The 17,697-nt window shown below is 57.6% G+C and carries 16 protein-coding genes and 4 tRNA genes; 5 read left to right on the forward strand and 15 right to left on the reverse strand.

The window, feature by feature from the left end:
- Positions 1 to 109: 109 nt before the first annotated feature.
- The gene (locus ACTJKS_RS21095; RefSeq protein WP_121184710.1) at positions 110 to 1,240 is read left to right on the forward strand and encodes a nitrilase-related carbon-nitrogen hydrolase; all 1,131 of its coding nucleotides are present in this window, start codon (positions 110 to 112) and stop codon (positions 1,238 to 1,240) included.
- Positions 1,241 to 1,243: 3 nt separating this feature from the next.
- On the forward strand, positions 1,244 to 2,284 hold the full coding sequence (locus ACTJKS_RS21100) for an AraC family transcriptional regulator (protein ID WP_108182274.1): 1,041 nt from the start codon (positions 1,244 to 1,246) through the stop codon (positions 2,282 to 2,284).
- Between the two features lie 324 nt (positions 2,285 to 2,608).
- Here the strand turns inward: ACTJKS_RS21100 and ACTJKS_RS21105 are convergent, their stop codons facing one another.
- The 11 genes from ACTJKS_RS21105 to ACTJKS_RS21155 all read right to left on the reverse strand — a co-directional run bounded on the left by ACTJKS_RS21105 (position 2,609) and on the right by ACTJKS_RS21155 (position 13,144).
- Positions 2,609 to 3,496 (reverse strand): DUF2242 domain-containing protein, encoded by an 888-nt coding sequence (locus ACTJKS_RS21105; RefSeq protein ID WP_041073907.1) that lies wholly within the window; start codon positions 3,494 to 3,496, stop codon positions 2,609 to 2,611.
- Between the two features lie 247 nt (positions 3,497 to 3,743).
- The gene (locus ACTJKS_RS21110; protein WP_047291588.1) at positions 3,744 to 5,615 is read right to left on the reverse strand and encodes a SurA N-terminal domain-containing protein; all 1,872 of its coding nucleotides are present in this window, start codon (positions 5,613 to 5,615) and stop codon (positions 3,744 to 3,746) included.
- A gap of 236 nt (positions 5,616 to 5,851) precedes the next feature.
- A complete protein-coding gene (locus ACTJKS_RS21115; protein ID WP_008077714.1) occupies positions 5,852 to 6,124 on the reverse strand; it encodes an HU family DNA-binding protein in 273 nt (90 codons plus the stop codon).
- Positions 6,125 to 6,272: 148 nt separating this feature from the next.
- Positions 6,273 to 8,669 carry an endopeptidase La gene (gene lon, locus ACTJKS_RS21120; RefSeq protein ID WP_003223634.1) on the reverse strand — a complete coding sequence of 799 codons (2,397 nt, stop codon included), beginning with the start codon at positions 8,667 to 8,669 and terminating at the stop codon, positions 6,273 to 6,275.
- Between the two features lie 163 nt (positions 8,670 to 8,832).
- Complete coding sequence (clpX, locus tag ACTJKS_RS21125) at positions 8,833 to 10,116, reverse strand: ATP-dependent Clp protease ATP-binding subunit ClpX (protein ID WP_003223632.1); 1,284 nt, start codon at positions 10,114 to 10,116, stop codon at positions 8,833 to 8,835.
- Between the two features lie 112 nt (positions 10,117 to 10,228).
- Positions 10,229 to 10,864 carry an ATP-dependent Clp endopeptidase proteolytic subunit ClpP gene (gene clpP / locus ACTJKS_RS21130; protein WP_007951559.1) on the reverse strand — a complete coding sequence of 212 codons (636 nt, stop codon included), beginning with the start codon at positions 10,862 to 10,864 and terminating at the stop codon, positions 10,229 to 10,231.
- Between the two features lie 92 nt (positions 10,865 to 10,956).
- The gene (tig, locus tag ACTJKS_RS21135) at positions 10,957 to 12,267 is read right to left on the reverse strand and encodes a trigger factor (protein ID WP_025108913.1); all 1,311 of its coding nucleotides are present in this window, start codon (positions 12,265 to 12,267) and stop codon (positions 10,957 to 10,959) included.
- A gap of 398 nt (positions 12,268 to 12,665) precedes the next feature.
- A tRNA-His gene (locus ACTJKS_RS21140) sits at positions 12,666 to 12,741 on the reverse strand.
- A 76-nt stretch (positions 12,742 to 12,817) separates the two neighbouring features.
- A tRNA-Leu gene (locus ACTJKS_RS21145) sits at positions 12,818 to 12,902 on the reverse strand.
- 57 nt (positions 12,903 to 12,959) lie between these two features.
- Positions 12,960 to 13,035, reverse strand: a tRNA-His gene (locus ACTJKS_RS21150).
- Between the two features lie 32 nt (positions 13,036 to 13,067).
- Positions 13,068 to 13,144: transfer RNA gene (locus tag ACTJKS_RS21155), tRNA-Arg, on the reverse strand.
- A gap of 275 nt (positions 13,145 to 13,419) precedes the next feature.
- Between ACTJKS_RS21155 and folD the strand changes: the two genes are divergently transcribed.
- Positions 13,420 to 14,274 carry a bifunctional methylenetetrahydrofolate dehydrogenase/methenyltetrahydrofolate cyclohydrolase FolD gene (gene folD, locus ACTJKS_RS21160; protein WP_041074114.1) on the forward strand — a complete coding sequence of 285 codons (855 nt, stop codon included), beginning with the start codon at positions 13,420 to 13,422 and terminating at the stop codon, positions 14,272 to 14,274.
- Positions 14,275 to 14,504: 230 nt separating this feature from the next.
- Positions 14,505 to 15,443 (forward strand): D-alanyl-D-alanine endopeptidase, encoded by a 939-nt coding sequence (gene pbpG / locus ACTJKS_RS21165; RefSeq protein ID WP_041074112.1) that lies wholly within the window; start codon positions 14,505 to 14,507, stop codon positions 15,441 to 15,443.
- 53 nt (positions 15,444 to 15,496) lie between these two features.
- Here the strand turns inward: pbpG and ACTJKS_RS21170 are convergent, their stop codons facing one another.
- The 3 genes from ACTJKS_RS21170 to ACTJKS_RS21180 all read right to left on the reverse strand — a co-directional run bounded on the left by ACTJKS_RS21170 (position 15,497) and on the right by ACTJKS_RS21180 (position 16,682).
- On the reverse strand, positions 15,497 to 15,703 hold the full coding sequence (locus ACTJKS_RS21170; RefSeq protein WP_027613905.1) for a hypothetical protein: 207 nt from the start codon (positions 15,701 to 15,703) through the stop codon (positions 15,497 to 15,499).
- Between the two features lie 11 nt (positions 15,704 to 15,714).
- The gene (locus tag ACTJKS_RS21175) at positions 15,715 to 15,921 is read right to left on the reverse strand and encodes a DUF6021 family protein (RefSeq protein WP_041074110.1); all 207 of its coding nucleotides are present in this window, start codon (positions 15,919 to 15,921) and stop codon (positions 15,715 to 15,717) included.
- Between the two features lie 89 nt (positions 15,922 to 16,010).
- Positions 16,011 to 16,682 (reverse strand): lipoprotein, encoded by a 672-nt coding sequence (locus ACTJKS_RS21180; protein WP_041074108.1) that lies wholly within the window; start codon positions 16,680 to 16,682, stop codon positions 16,011 to 16,013.
- A 234-nt stretch (positions 16,683 to 16,916) separates the two neighbouring features.
- Here ACTJKS_RS21180 and ACTJKS_RS21185 point away from each other — a divergent pair, with 234 nt between their 5' ends.
- Positions 16,917 to 17,078, forward strand: a complete 162-nt coding sequence (locus ACTJKS_RS21185) for a hypothetical protein (RefSeq protein ID WP_174377378.1) — start codon at positions 16,917 to 16,919, stop codon at positions 17,076 to 17,078.
- A gap of 43 nt (positions 17,079 to 17,121) precedes the next feature.
- On the opposite strand, the gene ACTJKS_RS21190 is transcribed toward ACTJKS_RS21185, so the two are convergent.
- Positions 17,122 to 17,697, reverse strand: a 576-nt coding sequence (locus ACTJKS_RS21190; protein ID WP_440828800.1) for a transposase, incomplete at its 5' end; no start/stop codon positions are given.

Raw genomic sequence — 17,697 nt, forward strand, 5'->3', positions numbered from 1 at the left:
TGACCGAAACTGACAAGTTATTGATCCAAATGCGCAGCGCCCCTTGGCAAGCGCAGGCATGCGCCCTACCCTAGTCGCCACACCCTGTATCCGGTTGTTGTTGGTTTTCATGCGCAAACTTCTGTACCTGTTTTTCTCCATGGCCATCGTTGCCGCCCTGACCACCTACGCCATGTGGGCGGCGGACCGGCCGGCGGGACATTACCTGTCGGACCTGCGCATCAAACTGGCGGTCGATCAGGGCACGCCCGGCGACCGTGGCAACTTGCTGGGTATCCAGCCGGAACTGTTCCCCACCGACTACCAAAGCCCGGAGCGCCTGCACCGCAAACTCGCGGCCTATCTGCAGCAAGCGCAGGATCAGGGGCTGCTGAATGAAAAAACCGTGGTGGTGCTGCCCGAGCATGTCGGTACCTGGCTGATGATCAGCGGCGAGAAAGACGAGCTGTACCAGGCGCCGACCCTGGTCGAAGCGATGAACTGGCTGGCGGCGAGCAATCCGTTGCTGTTCGCCCGCGCCTGGCTTACTGCCAAGGGCGACAACCGCCTTGACGATGCCCACCTGCGGATGAAGTCCAAAGCCATGGCCAAGGATTACCAGGCACTGTTTGGTGGGCTGGCCAAGGAATTCCACGTGACGCTGGTGGCCGGCTCCATCGTCCTGCCCGAACCGAGCATCCGCGACGGCCAGCTCAAGCCCGGTAGCGGCGCGCTGTTCAACAGCAGCGTGGTGTTTGGCCGTGATGGTGTACCGCTGGGCCAGCCCCAGCGGCAAATGCACCCGATCTTCGAACAGCGCGATGTGATCGAGGGCGAAGACGCCCACGCGATCAACGTGGTCGACACGCCGGCCGGACGCCTGGGCGTGCTGATCGGCAGCGACAGCTGGTACCCGGACAACTATCGCCAACTTGACGAACAAGGCGCGCAACTGGTAGCGGTGCCGGCCTTCGTCGTGGGTCACGGTGCGTGGAATCAGCCGTGGGCCGGTTATAAGGGCTCAAGTACACCGGGTTCGGTCAGCCTCAAGCCCGGGGAAATCAGTGAAGGTCAGGCCTGGCATCGCCTGACGCTCACCGCACAGCCGCCGAGCAGCCGTGCGATCGCCGGCATGAGCGTGTTCCTGCGTGGGCAGTTCTGGGACAAGCCCGGCTCGGGGCAAAGTTTCCTCAGCAGCAACGGCCAGCAATTCGCCGATGGCGAAGCCCGTGGCGCGCGTCTGCTGAACATCTGGTTGTAAGCCATGAAACCGCTGCCGATGCGCCTTGGGGATCTGTCGGTAGGCTTCGTGCACAGCCTGGCCGATGCCGTGCGCAGCCACGGCGTCGAGCCGCAACCGCTGCTCGAACAATACGGCCTGGACGCGGCGCGATTGGCCGAAGCCGGCGCGCGACTGTCGATCCCGCGTTACATGCGGCTGGGGCACAGCGCGATCCAGTTGACCGGCGATCCGGCGCTGGGCCTGAGCATGGGCCAACTCAGCCGCTTGAGTCAGGCCGGGCTCGCCGGGGTCACCGCTGCACAGGCACCGACCGTGCGCGAAGCGGCCCGCTGCCTGATCCGTTTCGAGCCACTGTACGGTTCCAACTATCGCGGGCAGTCGAGCTTTCACGAGGATGCCCATGGCGCGTGGCTGCGCTTCTATTCGATCAGCCCGTACAACGCTTATAACCGCTTTGTGGTGGATTCGATCATCGCCGGCTGGCTGCATCAGCTGTCCAGCGTCAGCCGCGAGCCGTTGCGCGCCGAGCGCATCGACATCGAATTTGACGCGCCGGACTATCGCGACGCCTACAGCGTGCTGGGCGATTGCTCGATCCAGTTCGGCGCCGAACGCAATCAACTGCGCTTGAGCCTCGCCAGCCTCGCTCTGCGCAACCCGGAACACTGCCCAAGCACCTGGAAACACTTGCTTGCGTTGTGTGAACGGGAACTGGAGCAATTGACCCGCACCCGCAGCCTGCGCGAACGCATCACACAGTTGTTGGGGCCGTTGCTCAATGGTGGCCGGGAACCCGACCTGGAAGAAGTGGCGGCGCGTCTGAAGCTGCCGACCTGGACCTTGCGGCGCAAACTGGCCGAGGAAGGCACACAGTTTCGCGCCATACTCAACGACACCCGCCGCGACCTGGCAATGACCTACATCCGCGATACCGAACTGGCGTTCGGCGAGATCGCCTATCTGCTGGGCTTTGCTTCAGCCGAGGCGTTTCAACGCGCCTTCAAACGCTGGAGCGGCCAGACCCCCGGCGAGTTTCGCCGCAGTCACCGCAAAACCGCCTGACGCCTTACAACTCGGTGGCGTCTTCGGCCGGTTCTGGCTGATCGAGTTCATATGCGTGGTATTCGAGCAGTTCTTCTTGATAATCGTCCATCGTTTCATCCCCCTACTGCCCGTTGAAAATACAGCCCGGTCAAGTGACCAGTGCCTCGAGCTTATCGTGCCCGTATGAAGGGAAAGTGACATCCCGCCTTCATGAATAAAACGTAGCAGGTGGTCAGGAATTTATCGCTGGAGTTTTGTCCGGGGAATGTAACGGGATTTGAGTGCGCCACAAAACAAATGTGGGAGCGAGCACCCCCGCTCCCACAGCAGAGCCCGCGCGGCTCACTGCATCGCCGGAATCGGCTCCGATGGCGGCGGGATATTGGTCGGGTTGGCCGGCGGCGTGATCGTTTCGGCAGCCGGTGCAGGATCTGCACTCGGTGCCGGGGTGATCGGCGCGGATTCCGCAGGCGGCACCACGGGTTCGGAACCCGCTGGCGTCGGTGCAACCGTGGCCGGCGCAGGCGTCACCGCCGGAGTGGCCGGCGTCATGGTCTGGGCTGGCTCGACAATGCCGGCCGGCGGTGGCGCTGGCGCTGTCTCGACTGCCGGGGCAGGTGTTGTCGGCGCTACAGCCGCAGGCTTCGGCTCCGGGACCCCCAGATCAGTCTTGGGTTTTTCTTCGATGTGCGCGGCTTTCTTCGCATCGGCTGGCAGGAACAGCTCAACCAGGGTGAAGAAACGCTCATAGAACTTCTGCGACGTCACGGTCTCACTGGCCACCTTGACCATCGAATCATCGGACGAGCCGATCGGCATCGACACCGAACCCAACACGCCGACTCCGAGGCTGGCAGAGTTGTTGGTCTTCTTCAGCGCGTAGCGATCCTGCAAGGCATTGGCGAACACCGTGGCATGGTGTTTGGAACTGCCGTCTTCGGTACACACCACGTTGAAGCTGATCTCCATGTGGGTTTCACCGGTTTGCTGGAAGCTTTTGTGGCCACTGATCAGTTTCGGGTCACTGCTGGTGATGATGTAGCCCTGGCTGAGCAACGCACGACGGGCCGCCTCGCAACTCGCGGTGTCGGCCACCGGATAATTGCGCGAGAACGTGCCGGAATCATCGAAGTTCTCATGCTCATAGATCGGCTTGTCCTTCGAACAGCCAGCAACAGCGGTCAACAACAGCGCCAACCCAACGACACGCATGGGAGTTGAAATCAACATTGAACATCCTGAGGGAAAACAGTCCGGGGCGTATTGTGCAACAGAACTTGGCCCTGCGGCGCATGGATTGTGTCTTAAAGCCGTTACAACCCTATTGACCATGGTTTGCCGGAAAAAGTCGCAGCCACTCGCCGCACGGGCGAAACGGCCAGCCGCCACACCCAAAACAACGGAAACAGCCAAATCCCAAGCATAAAAAAGCCCCGACCATCAGATCGGGGCTTTCCTGTTACCGCTCAGTCAAACATCAATAGCGCTTGATATCCGCCTGACTTTCCAACTGCTTGCGGAACGCCGCGAAATCCTGCTGACCTTCACGCGAAGCAAGGAAGCGACGGTACTGCGCCTTCTCTTCATCAGTCGGCGCTACTGCTTCATTCACACCGTCCAGGCGCACGATCATCAGGCTACCGTCCTGCAAGGTCACGCTGCTGAACGTCGGCTTGCCCTTGGCCGCCGGTTTCGGCATACGGAACAACGCCTGCAGCACAGTCGGATCAACCCCTTCCTGAGCGCGAGTGGCCGCTGTGACAACCTTCCAGTTCTGACCCTCGACAGCCTTGTCCAGCGGAGTCTTGCCATCGCGCAGACTGGCGATCAGCTGGTCAGCCTTGGTCTTGGCCGCAGCACTGGCATGCTCCTTGGTCAACTGCGCGCGAATCGCCGTGTTGACGGCTTCCAGAGGCAACTGCTCAGGCTTCAGGTGTTCCTTGGCACGCAGCACGACCACGGTTTCCGGGTCCAGCTCGATGCCGGTGCTGTTGGCATTTTCCTCCAGCACTTCCTGGCTGAATGCAGCGCTCACCACAGCACGGTTGGCCGCAATGCCTTCACCACCTTCACGGCCGAACGGCTTGGAGGTGTGCACAGTCAGTTTCAGATCTGCCGCTGGCTGGGCCAGGTCAGACGCTTCGAACGCCGAGTCTTCCAGTTGCTTGGTCGCCTCGACAAAACGCTGCTCGACCTGTTGAGTCTTCAGCTCGCGGGTCAGCTTGTCTTTCAGGCTGGCAAGGGTCGGAACTTCCGGCGCTTCAACACCCAGCAGCTTGATCAGGTGGTAACCGAAGTCGGTACGCACCGGCTCGGACACTTGATCCTTGTTCAACGCGTACAGGGCTTTTTCGAAGGCTGGGTCATAGACGCCAGGACCGGCGAAACCGAGATCACCGCCATTGTTGGCCGAACCCGGATCCTGCGAGAACTCCTTGGCCAGCGCTTCGAATTTCTCGCCCTTGGCCAGACGCGCCTGGACTTCTTCGATCTTGGCCTTGGCCTGAGCGTCAGTGGTCTTGTCGTTGACTTCGATCAGGATATGCGCGGCGCGGCGCTGTTCCGACAGGTTGGCGATCTCTTTCTGATACGCCGCCTGCAGGTCTTCGTCCTTGACCGCAACCTGGTCGAAGAACGAAGACTTCTTCAGCTCGACGTAATCGACAACCACCTGCTCGGGGGTCATGAACTCCTTGGCGTGCTCGTCGTAATAAGCCTTGACCTCATCGTCGGTCAGCTTGACCGCGGCCGGGTCGGCCTTGACGTTCAGCGAAGCGAAATCGCGGGTCTGTTTTTCCAGACGGGCGAATGCCAGCACTTCAGCGTCGGTGACGAAACCGCTGCCGGCAACACCGGCGCGCAACTGACCGATCAGCATTTCCTGAGCCAGCATCTGGCGGAATTGCATGCGGGTGTAGCCCAGTTGACGAATCACCTGATCAAAGCGCTCGGAACTGAACTTGCCGTCCACCTGGAATTCAGGGGTCTGCAGGATCACCTGATCCAATGCACCTTCGGAGAAAGCGAATTTCGATTGTTCTGCGCCTTGCAACAGCAGCTTGCGATCGATCAGACCCTTGAGGGCCGATTCGCGGAGCATTTTTTCGTCAAGCAAGGAAGCATCGAAATCCTTGCCCAGCTGTTGCATCAGCTGACGGCGTTGCATGTCAACGGCCTGGCTCAGCTCGTTCTGGCTGATTTCTTCACCATTGACCTTGGCCGCATCGTTGGTGTGCGTCGTGGCCTTGAAAATAGCGTCGAAACCGGTCAGAGCCATCAGTGCAACGATGACCCCGATAATGGTCTTGGCAATCCAGCCTTGTGAATTGTCCCTGATATTCTGCAGCATGCGTCCCCCAGAAACGGTTGAACTTCAAAAATTTGGCAACCGTGGAGCGTGGGTAGAATCCGGATAGAAGAAAGGCGCATCCGAGGATGCGCCTTCTCGTAACTGGCGGAGCGGACAGGGCTCGAACCCTCGATCCCGGCGTTACAGGCGGCTGTTCCAGCGACCTGCTCTACCGCTCCGCTGCCAAGTCAGGCATGACCCCGACCCGGATGGGTAAAAACCTGAAACAAACTAACTTAGTTGACAGCTTCTTTCAGTGCTTTACCGGCTTTGAAACCTGGCTTTTTAGCAGCTGCGATTTGCAGCGTCTTGCCGGTCTGTGGGTTACGACCAACGCGAGCTGGACGATCAGTCACGGAGAAAGTGCCGAAACCAACCAGAACAACGGAGTCGCCGGCCTTCAGAGCGCCAGTGACGGATTCGATAACAGCGTCCAGCGCACGGCCAGCAGCAGCTTTCGGGATATCAGCGGATGCAGCGATAGCATCAATCAGTTCCGACTTGTTCACTCTAAGTCCCCTTATATCTATTTTGAGATGATTCTAAGTTTTTTGGTGAAAGCAAAAACGAGTGCTGAATGGCCTACAGACACTTAAGAGCCGCTTTATAACAAGGGCTCTAAAAAGCTGTCAAGGAAGCCCCCCAGGCAAAAACGTATTAATGCGTGCTAATTCTTTCCTTTGAATCAGACTCACGTTTTTCGTCCTTGGAAACTATCTCCGGAGCCACATCCGGCAAGGGCTCCGGCGCGTATTGCAGCGCAATTTGCAGGACCTCGTCAATCCATTTAACCGGTTTAATCTGCAGATCCTGCTTGATATTGTCAGGAATCTCCTTCAGATCGCGCACGTTCTCTTCCGGAATAATCACAATCTTGATTCCACCGCGGTGAGCGGCGAGCAGTTTTTCCTTCAGACCACCGATTGCCAGCACTTGACCACGCAAGGTGATTTCACCCGTCATGGCGACATCGGCGCGCACCGGAATCCCGGTCAATGCCGATACCAATGCCGTGCACATGCCTACACCCGCGCTTGGACCGTCTTTCGGCGTCGCGCCTTCCGGCATGTGAATGTGGGTGTCGCGCTTTTCGTGGAAGTCCAGCGGAATGCCCAGACTCTTGGCACGGCTGCGCACAACGGTCAGGGCTGCAGTGATCGATTCGACCATTACATCGCCCAACGAACCGGTCTTGATCAGTTGACCTTTGCCCGGTACCACAGCCGCTTCGATGGTCAGCAATTCGCCGCCCACCTGCGTCCACGCCAGGCCAGTCACCTGTCCGATCTGATCCTGTTGCTCGGCCAGACCGTAGCGGAATTTACGTACACCCAGGAAATGCTCCAGCAGATCAGCTGTCACTTTTACCGAGAAGCGTTTTTCCAGCGCATGTTCTTTCACAGCCTTGCGGCAGACTTTGGCGATCTGACGTTCGAGGCCACGCACACCGGCTTCACGGGTGTAGTAACGGATGATGTCGCGGATCGCTTCCTCGTCGAATTCCAGCTCGCCCTTCTTCAGACCATTAGCGGCAATCTGCTTGGGCGACAGGTACTTGACGGCGATGTTGATCTTTTCGTCTTCGGTGTAGCCCGGCAGACGAATGACTTCCATCCGGTCCAGCAATGCCGGCGGGATGTTCATCGAGTTCGAGGTGCACAGGAACATCACATCGGACAGGTCGTAATCGACTTCCAGATAGTGATCGTTGAAGTTGTGGTTCTGCTCCGGATCGAGCACTTCCAGCAACGCCGACGCCGGGTCGCCACGCATGTCGCTGCCCATTTTGTCGATTTCATCGAGCAGGAACAGCGGGTTGCGCACACCCACTTTTGTCATCTTTTGAATCAATCTTCCTGGCATCGAACCGATGTAAGTCCGGCGGTGACCACGAATTTCCGCCTCGTCACGCACGCCACCCAAGGCCATGCGCACGAATTTGCGGTTGGTGGCGTGAGCAATCGACTCCGCCAGCGAGGTTTTACCCACGCCAGGCGGACCGACCAGGCACAACACCGGGCCACGGATCTTCTTCACACGTTTTTGCACGGCGAGGTATTCAAGGATGCGTTCCTTGACCTCTTCAAGGCCGTAATGATCGGCATCGAGAATGTCTTCCGCACGCGCCAGATCCAGACGTACCTTGCTCTGCGCCTTCCACGGCACCTGCACCAGCCAGTCGATGTAGGAGCGCACCACGGTGGCTTCAGCGGACATCGGCGACATTTGCTTGAGCTTGTTCAGCTCGGCGGTGGCCTTGGCCAGGGCATCTTTCGGCAGGCCGGCCGCATCGATGCGCTTTTTCAGCTCTTCGATTTCGTTGTGACCTTCGTCACCGTCACCCAGCTCTTTCTGAATGGCCTTCATCTGCTCATTCAGGTAGTACTCGCGCTGACTGCGTTCCATTTGTTTTTTGACGCGGCCGCGAATGCGTTTTTCGACTTGCAGCAGATCGATCTCGGCATCCAGCAAGGCGAGCACGTGCTCGACGCGGGCCGACAAATCGATGATTTCGAGGATTTCCTGCTTCTGCTCGATTTTCAGCGCCATGTGCGCGGCCATGGTGTCAACCAGGCGGCCAGGCTCATCAATGCTGTTGAGCGACGACAGGACTTCAGCCGGGACTTTCTTGCCCAACTGCACATATTGTTCGAACTGCGACAGCAGGCTGCGCACGAAAACTTCCGATTCGCGCTCGGCAGCATCGACTTCGTCGATCAGCGAGACTTCGGCGCGGCAATGCCCGTCGACTTCGCTGAAGCGCTCTACAGCGCCGCGCTGCTCACCTTCGACCAGAACCTTGACGGTGCCGTCTGGCAGCTTCAGCAGCTGCAGCACCGTCGCAATCGTACCTACGCGATAGAGAGCGTCTTCACCGGGATCATCGTCAGCCGGGTTTCTCTGGGCCAGCAGCAGGATCTGCTTGTCGCCCGTCATCGCGGCCTCGAGGGCTTCGATGGATTTCTCGCGCCCCACGAACAGCGGGATAACCATGTGCGGATAAACCACGACATCACGCAATGGCAGGAGAGGCAATTCGATGGTTGTCTTCATGATTTCGCCTCTACGGCGGCCATATGGCCGTAATCAGATGGAATTAAGCTTGAAACCAAGATGGGGGCTGCCTTGAAAAAAAACAAGCGCAAAGCGGATGTAAAAAACGACATAAAAAAAAAGAGGCCCGAAGGCCCCTTCTTTGTTCCGGCAGTGTGGACACTTACGCGTCCGGCGCTGCCTTGGCCGTCGGCTCACTGTTTTCGTAGATATACAGTGGCTTGGACTTGCCTTCAATCACGCTTTCATCGATGACGACTTTGCTCACTTCAGACTGCGAAGGGATTTCGTACATCGTGTCGAGCAGCACACCTTCAAGAATCGACCGCAGGCCACGGGCACCGGTTTTACGCTCCAGAGCTCGCTTGGCAACCGATTTCAGTGCGTCGGTCCGGAATTCCAGATCCACGCCTTCCATCTCGAACAGCTTGGCATACTGCTTGGTCAGCGCATTTTTCGGCTCGGTGAGGATCTGCATCAGCGCAGCCTCGTCGAGCTCGTCCAGCGTCGCCAGAACCGGCAAACGACCGACGAATTCCGGGATCAGACCGAACTTGACCAGATCGTCAGGCTCGACTTCACGCAGGGATTCACCGACTTTTTTGCCCTCTTCCTTGCTGCGCACTTCTGCGTTGAACCCGATACCGCCCTTGGTGGAACGGTTTTGAATAACCTTTTCCAGACCGGAGAACGCACCACCGCAGATGAACAGGATGTTACGGGTGTCGACCTGCAGGAACTCCTGCTGCGGATGCTTGCGGCCACCTTGCGGCGGGACGGAAGCGACCGTGCCTTCGATCAATTTGAGCAAGGCCTGTTGCACGCCCTCACCGGAAACATCGCGGGTGATCGACGGGTTGTCGGACTTGCGGGAAATCTTGTCGATTTCGTCGATGTAGACAATGCCCATCTGGGCCTTTTCCACGTCGTAATCGCACTTTTGCAGCAGTTTCTGAATGATGTTCTCGACATCTTCACCTACGTAACCGGCCTCGGTGAGGGTGGTGGCGTCGGCGATGGTGAACGGAACGTTCAGCAGGCGGGCCAGTGTTTCGGCCAGCAGGGTTTTACCGGAGCCTGTCGGGCCGATCAGCAGGATGTTGCTCTTGCCGAGTTCGACGTCGTCAGCCTTCTTGTCACGCTGGTTCAGACGCTTGTAGTGGTTGTATACCGCTACGGCCAGAACCTTTTTCGCACGTTCCTGACCGATTACATACTGGTCAAGGATGCCGCTGATTTCTTTAGGCGAAGGCAATTTATGCGCGCTGCTTTCGGCCTGTGCTTCCTGCACCTCCTCGCGGATGATGTCATTGCACAAGTCGACGCACTCGTCGCAGATAAAGACCGAGGGGCCGGCAATCAATTTGCGTACTTCATGCTGGCTTTTGCCACAGAAGGAGCAATAGAGCAGCTTGCCGTTGTCCTCGCCGTTGCGGGTGTCAGTCATTCGTTCGATCCAAATCCGATAGGCTTGCAACACAAGATGAAGGCTATTGCGGGCTTTTTCAAGCCCGCTGGTGGTCGGACCTGCCGACCCACCTTATTTTGAGCTGCTTATTTTACGCAGGACGCTGGTTGATGACTTCGTCGATCAGACCGTATTCCTTCGCAGCTTCTGCACTCATGAAGTTGTCGCGATTGGTATCGCGCTCGATTTCTTCAAGCGTACGACCGCTGTGCTTGGCCATCAGCGTGTTCAGACGCTCGCGGATGAAGAGGATTTCCTTGGCATGGATTTCGATATCCGAGGCCTGGCCCTGGAAACCGCCCAGCGGCTGGTGAATCATCACACGCGAGTTCGGCAGGCAGAAACGCTTGCCTGGAGCACCGGCCGTCAGCAGGAATGCACCCATGCTGCACGCCTGACCAATGCACGTCGTCGATACGTTTGGCTTGATGAACTGCATGGTGTCGTAGATCGACATGCCCGCTGTCACCGAACCGCCCGGGGAGTTGATATAGAGATGGATGTCCTTGTCCGGGTTTTCCGCTTCAAGGAACAGCAATTGCGCACAGATCAGGTTGGCCATGTAGTCCTCTACAGGACCCACCAGAAAGATTACGCGCTCCTTCAGAAGGCGCGAGTAGATGTCATAGGCGCGCTCGCCACGAGCAGATTGCTCGACAACCATCGGGACCAGGCCGCCGGCGGCCTGGATATCAGAGTTCTGCTGAATATACGAATTACGGAACATGCTCTGCAGTCACTCCCAAATAGTTATGTCTTGAATACGCATAAGCCAGCTCGAAGGCTGGCTTATGTGTGTACTTCTTAACGCAAAAACAATCAGTCGGCTTTTGGAGCTTCTACCGGCTTGACCGCTTCTTCGTAAGAGACCGATTTGTCGGTCACGCTAGCTTTCTGCAGAACAGTATCCACAACTTGTTCTTCCAGCACAACCGAACGGACTTCGTTCAGTTGCTGCTCGTTCTTGTAGTACCAGGACACGACCTGCTCAGGTTCCTGGTAAGCCGAAGCCATTTCCTGAATCATTTCACGAACGCGGGCTTCGTCAGGCTTCAGGTCGAATTGCTTGACCACTTCAGCGACGATCAGACCCAGCACTACACGGCGCTTGGCTTGCTCTTCGAACAGCTCGGCCGGCAGTTGATCAGGCTTGATGTTGCCGCCGAACTGCTGAACAGCCTGCACGCGCAGACGGTCAACTTCGTTGGACAGCAAAGCCTTTGGCACTTCGATCGGGTTGGTGGCCAGCAGACCGTCCATGACCTGATTTTTTACCTTGGACTTGATGGCCTGACGCAGCTCACGCTCCATGTTCTTGCGAACTTCGGTGCGGAAACCGTCGATGCCGCTTTCCTTGATGCCGAATTGAGCGAAGAACTCTTCGTTCAGCTCTGGCAGCTTCGGCTCGGACACGGTGTTTACAGTCACGGTGAACTCGGCGGTTTTGCCGGCCAGGTCCAGGTTCTGATAGTCCTCAGGGAAGGTCAGGTTCAGAACGCGCTCTTCGCCCGCTTTAGCGCCCACCAGGCCTTCTTCGAAGCCCGGGATCATGCGACCGGAACCCAGCACCAGCTGAGTGCCTTTGGCCGAGCCGCCAGCGAAGGCTTCGCCGTCAACCTTGCCAACGAAATCAATGTTCAGCTGGTCTTCGTTCTGAGCGGCACGATCGGCCACTTCAAAACGGGTGTTCTGCTTGCGCAGGATGTCCAGCATCTTGTCCAGATCGGCGTCAGCCACGTCAGCGCTCAGGCGCTCGACAGTGATGCCGTCGAAACCGGCAACGGTGAACTCAGGGAACACTTCGAATACGGCAACGTATTCCAGGTCCTTGCCAGCTTCCAGCGACTTCGGCTCGATCGAAGGCGAACCGGCAGGGTTCAGCTTCTGCTCAACCACGGCTTCATAGAAGGAGGACTGAATGACATCACCAACAGCTTCCTGACGAGCGTCAGCACCGAAACGGCGCTTGATTTCGCTCATTGGCACTTTGCCTGGACGGAAGCCAGCAATCTTGGCCTTTTGGGCAGTCTGCTGCAGACGCTTGTTGACCTGGCTCTCAATGCGCTCAGCCGGCACGGTGACGCTCATGCGGCGCTCAAGAGCAGTAGTATTTTCAACAGAAACTTGCATGGATATTCCTCGTTGCACAGACGTTAGCCGGCCGTTTCCGACCCCAGAATCAAGGGCATGCATTCTAGTGGGTCAAACTCAAGAAGTCACCCTACTGAAAACGGGTAAAAAAACAGCAGGCCATTTATAGGTGTGAATGCAGCAATGCATTCCACCCCGAAGACGAATAAAGACCATCACGCCAGGGCTCTGCTTCAACCGCTTCTATATATAGAAGAGACTGCGAGCCATCTCCCTGACGGCCGATCCAGCGAACATGGCCGGTGGTCGACACGCAGGCTGCAAGCCCGTAAACACGACGAAACGCCCTGCCCTTCGACCTGAAACCCAGCACAACAAACCACAAACCGTAAAACAAAAAAGGCGCCAGACTGTTAAATCTGGCGCCTTTCGAAATATGGGGTGGACGATGGGGATCGAACCCACGACAACGGGAGTCACAATCCCGTGCTCTACCAACTGAGCTACGCCCACCATATTGCGTCACAAAAAAGCCATTCAACTTCTTTGCTGAACTTCATCAGGCCTGCGGCAAGAATGAAGCTTTAATTGGTGCGGATGAAGAGACTCGAACTCTTACGCCTCGCGGCGCTGGAACCTAAATCCAGTGTGTCTACCAATTCCACCACATCCGCAGATGAAGCTTTTAAAGCAAAGGCGCCAGACTGTTACATCTGGCGCCTTTCGAAATATGGGGTGGACGATGGGGATCGAACCCACGACAACGGGAGTCACAATCCCGTGCTCTACCAACTGAGCTACGCCCACCATATCGCGCTACTTGTGCCAAAGCTGCCTAATGGCGCACCCGGCAGGACTCGAACCTGCGACCATCCGCTTAGAAGGCGGATGCTCTATCCAGCTGAGCTACGGGCGCCTTATTAATCTGTACTCTTGGAGGACTACAAACTAAATGCTTTCCAGCTTCGCAGAACGCTAATTCCGCTCAACCTTCTTAACCAGTGCTAGGCTGTGCCCGACAAGTGCGACGAATAGTATAGAGCGCTCCCAAGGTCGTCAAATCCTTTTTGAAAAAAATTCATTTAATTAAAGGAGTTAGGGGAATTTGCTGACCAAGCGCCTTTGCCCTCACCGTCTGACATGCGAGAATGCGTTCTCTTTTTTTCCCCTCTCGATGGTTAATCACGCGCAATGACTGCACAACTAATCGACGGCAAATCGATCGCCGCCAGCCTGCGCCAGCAGATCGCCCAACGAGTTGCCGAGCGTCGCCAGCAAGGCCTGCGCACTCCCGGCCTCGCGGTGATCCTGGTCGGCAGCGATCCTGCCTCTCAGGTTTATGTCTCGCACAAGCGTAAAGACTGTGAAGAGGTAGGCTTCCTCTCCCAAGCCTACGACCTGCCCTCCGACACCACTCAAGAAGCGCTGACCGATCTGATCGATCGCCTCAACGACGACCCGGCCATTGACGGCGTGCTGCTGCAACTGCCCCTACCCGAGCATCTGGACGCGTCCAAATTGCTGGAGCGCATCCGCCCGGACAAAGACGTCGATGGCTTTCATCCTTATAACGTCGGCCGCCTGGCCCAGCGCATCCCGCTGCTGCGTCCGTGCACGCCAAAAGGCATCATGACCTTGCTGGAAAGCACGGGTGTGGACCTTTATGGCCTGGACGCGGTAGTGGTGGGTGCCTCCAACATCGTCGGGCGCCCGATGGCAATGGAACTGCTGCTGGCCGGTTGCACCGTGACCGTCACCCACCGCTTTACCAAGGATCTGGCCGGCCACGTCGGTCGCGCCGATCTGGTGGTGGTCGCCGCCGGCAAGCCGGGCCTGGTCAAGGGCGAGTGGATCAAGGAAGGCGCGATCGTGATCGACGTCGGCATCAACCGTCAGGACGATGGCAAGCTGGTCGGTGACGTGGTGTACGAAACCGCTCTGCCCCGCGCTGGCTGGATCACTCCGGTGCCGGGCGGTGTTGGCCCGATGACCCGCGCCTGCCTGCTGGAAAACACCCTCTACGCGGCAGAAACTCTGCACGCCTGAGAGTTTTTTCCGCAATAAAAGAACCCCGCCTTTGTGCGGGGTTTTTTGTATCTGAGAAAAAACACTAACCGTTCGCCGGAAACCCCTCTTTTTACAGGCCTTTTCACGAGATTTTCAGGTCATTCAAACAACCATCGACAGATCTTCAGCCATACTCCTAGAATGCGACGCTTTGAAGAAATAACCCGTTACAAACTAACGGAATATCCAACCTTTATGAGTTCGCCCGCGTGAAAATTCGTCTTTCGATCCTGAGCCTGGTTTTTGCTTTTTCAGGCACATTCGTCACGCCAACCGTCAACGCCGCTGAAACCACTGCTGCGCCACGCGATGCTTCGCAACTGAAGATCGCCTCCGGCAGCGCCCTGCTCATGGATTTGCAGACCAATAAAGTCATCTATTCGAGCAACCCGGATGTGATCGTACCCATCGCTTCGGTCAGTAAGCTGATGACCGGGCTGGTGGTCGTTGAAGCGCACCAGAACATGGACGAATGGATCGACGTCGACATCAGCCACACGCCGGAAATGAAAGGCGTGTTCTCCCGAGTCAAACTGAAGAGCGAACTGCCGCGCCGGGAAATGTTGCTGATTGCCCTGATGTCCTCGGAAAACCGTGCAGCCGCCAGCCTTGCGCATCACTACCCGGGCGGTTATGCAGCCTTCATCGCGGCGATGAATGCCAAGGCCAAGGCACTGGGCATGACCAACACCCACTATGTCGAACCGACCGGCTTGTCGGAACGTAACGTTTCCACCGCCCGCGATCTGAGCAAACTGTTGGTGGCCGCGAGCAAGCACCCAATCCTCACTGAACTGACGACCACCAAGGAAAAAACGGTGTCATTCCGCAAACCCAACTACACCCTGGGTTTCCGCAACACCGATCACTTGGTGAACAAGGCCGACTGGGACATCAAAATCACTAAAACCGGCTTCACCAACCCGGCGGGTCATTGCCTGGTGCTGGTGACGCGGATGAGCAACCGCCCGGTTGCCCTGGTGATTCTCGATGCGTTCGGCAAATACACGCACTTCGCCGATGCCAGCCGTATCCGCAGTTGGATGGAAACCGGTCGCAGCACCAACGTTCCGGCAGTGGCCCAACAATACAAGGCCGAGAAAAACCTCAAGGCGCGCCAGAGCGGCGTGGTCGAAGCCTCCAAGTAGTTCGCGAAACAATAAAAAGCCCCGACATCTCGGGGCTTTTTAATGCCTGCGTCTCAGTCATTGGGCAGCGGCATCTGTTCGTCATCGGGAATGCCATCACCGGCACTCGGATCGCGATGATGCTCCGGGGTCAGCACATTAGGCCGGGCCAATGGATCACGCAGCGGGCTGTCCGGATCCAGTACTGGGTCTACGTCATCCTCAGGCGTGGTCGGCACGCTGTCCGGTTTTTTATCGTCAAAGCTGGAATCGGTACTCATACGCACCTCCCTTAGGGTTTCAGATCAGCCAACGGATCATAAGGCTTGGCCGGACGCTTGCTGTCTTCGCCGGTCTCCACATCCTTCGGCGCCTTGGCAGGGCCGACCGGATCAACCTGCGGGTCGTCGAGATCCGGTGAATCCGGATCGAAACCCAGATCATGACCGGACGAATGCTCGCTTGAATGTGGGCCTTTCGGGGATGGGGAATCTGCCATGCTCGCCTCCTGATTCACCCGCACATTCGGGCTCTATCGTTAAGAGGCGTGCCGGGCGTGAGGGTGCCCGGCAAATGACGAACGGAGGCTTAATGTGCAGCCAGAGCTTTTTTGGCTTGCTCCGCTTCACGCTCCTGCCCGGCCTGCGCCAACTCATCGGCCGCCTTTAGCCAGCGCTGACGATCAACCTCGGCTGGAATCTGCGACGGCTTCTGGATCAGCACGGCCCAACCGCCCGACTTCTCGAACGCCGACTCGAAGGAACTGAAACTCATCAGTTCGCGGCGATTCATTCCGGCGCGCAACAGCACTTTCTGTTTCAAGCGGTCGTAACCGGAAAGAATGGCGTAACGCGGCTCAGCCCAGAACGCCGAGCCTTCGCTAAAGCGCACCATCACCGGATATCCGGCCGCGACCTGGGTCAGCAAGGCTGGCAGATTCTTGTCCAGCGGATAGACCACCATGCCGTAATCGCGGGCCAGGTTCTGCAGATTCTGCTGCAACTGATCCTGTGCACCCGGCAGCTGCAACGGTTTTTCCAGCAGCCCCGGCGTGATCATGATGCCCTGCTGCGACAACAGGCTGGCCAGCACTTGCGGACCACTCTGATTGGCTTCACCGCGATAGAACGTACCGCTGAGTTCGACCCGCTCCGGCAGGCGCTTGACCTGCGGCGCGACAGTGCCCGCACAACCCGCCAATACAGCCGCGCAACCGGCCACCAGCAACGCCCCTCGCAATCGAGTCAATACCTGCACCATTGTCACTCTCTGATCAGACGCCGGTCATCGTGTTCCGGCAACGCCTGCGATCATAGGGCGACGCACGGCTGCGGTATAGCCTTAACCCGCAGACCGATCGATTGCATAGAGCGAACTGATTGGTCATCACCGACCTTTGGTCAATAGTCTGAAACACCCCATTGTCTAGACTGTCACTGAAACAGAGCGAATTGAAAAAGTGTGTGCCCGACGCAGGGCAAAGAGGAGGCACCGATGAGCCTGACCATGACCATCGTAATGTTGATAGCCGGCTGGCTGGCCGTTGCCAGCGCCATGCTGTGGGGCGTGCTGCGCATTGCGCGACGCCATCATCATCCGGTCGATTCGACCCCGAATCACAAGCCAGAAAAGCACCGCCACGCGACTGCGCACTGACAGGTCAGTTGATATAAAACCTCTGTAGATACCGTCTTGCCCCTCACCGGGCAAGTGCCAATTTCGGGTCAAATGGTTGGCCCGATTTGAGCACTCCGTAGACGAAGTGCAACAACTTGCGCATGGCTGCACAGATGATCTGTTTGGGGGCTTTGCCATTGGCCTTCAAGCGTTCCTTCATGGCGATGATCGCCTCGTTGTGCCTCAGCGCTACCAGGCCTGGCATGTACAGACCCGCCCGAACGCGAGCCGAGCCGACCCTCGAAATAATTGTTCTGCCTTTGAGTTTTCCTGACTCCTGCAGCTTAGGGTTCAACCCTGCAGCAGCGACCAGTTTGCGAGGGTCGTCGTATTTGCGCAGGTCGCCCAGCTCGGCCAGCAGCCGCTCAAGGGTTTTCTGCCCGATACCGTCGATGGTCACGATCAAGTCGCGCATCTGGCGCATGTCCGGATCATCATCGATGTGTTTCTTGATCGCTTTGTGCGTTTCAGCGATCTCTTTTTCGATGTGGCGCAGAACGGAGTTGATCGAGTCTTTGACCTTTTCGTCGGACACATCCAGACGATTGAGCTCCATCTGCTCCATTTCCTGAAGATCATCCAATCGACGCACCATCGC

The sequence above is a fragment of the Pseudomonas sp. 22189 genome, assembly GCF_052045635.1.
Lineage (GTDB): Bacteria > Pseudomonadota > Gammaproteobacteria > Pseudomonadales > Pseudomonadaceae > Aquipseudomonas > Aquipseudomonas parakoreensis.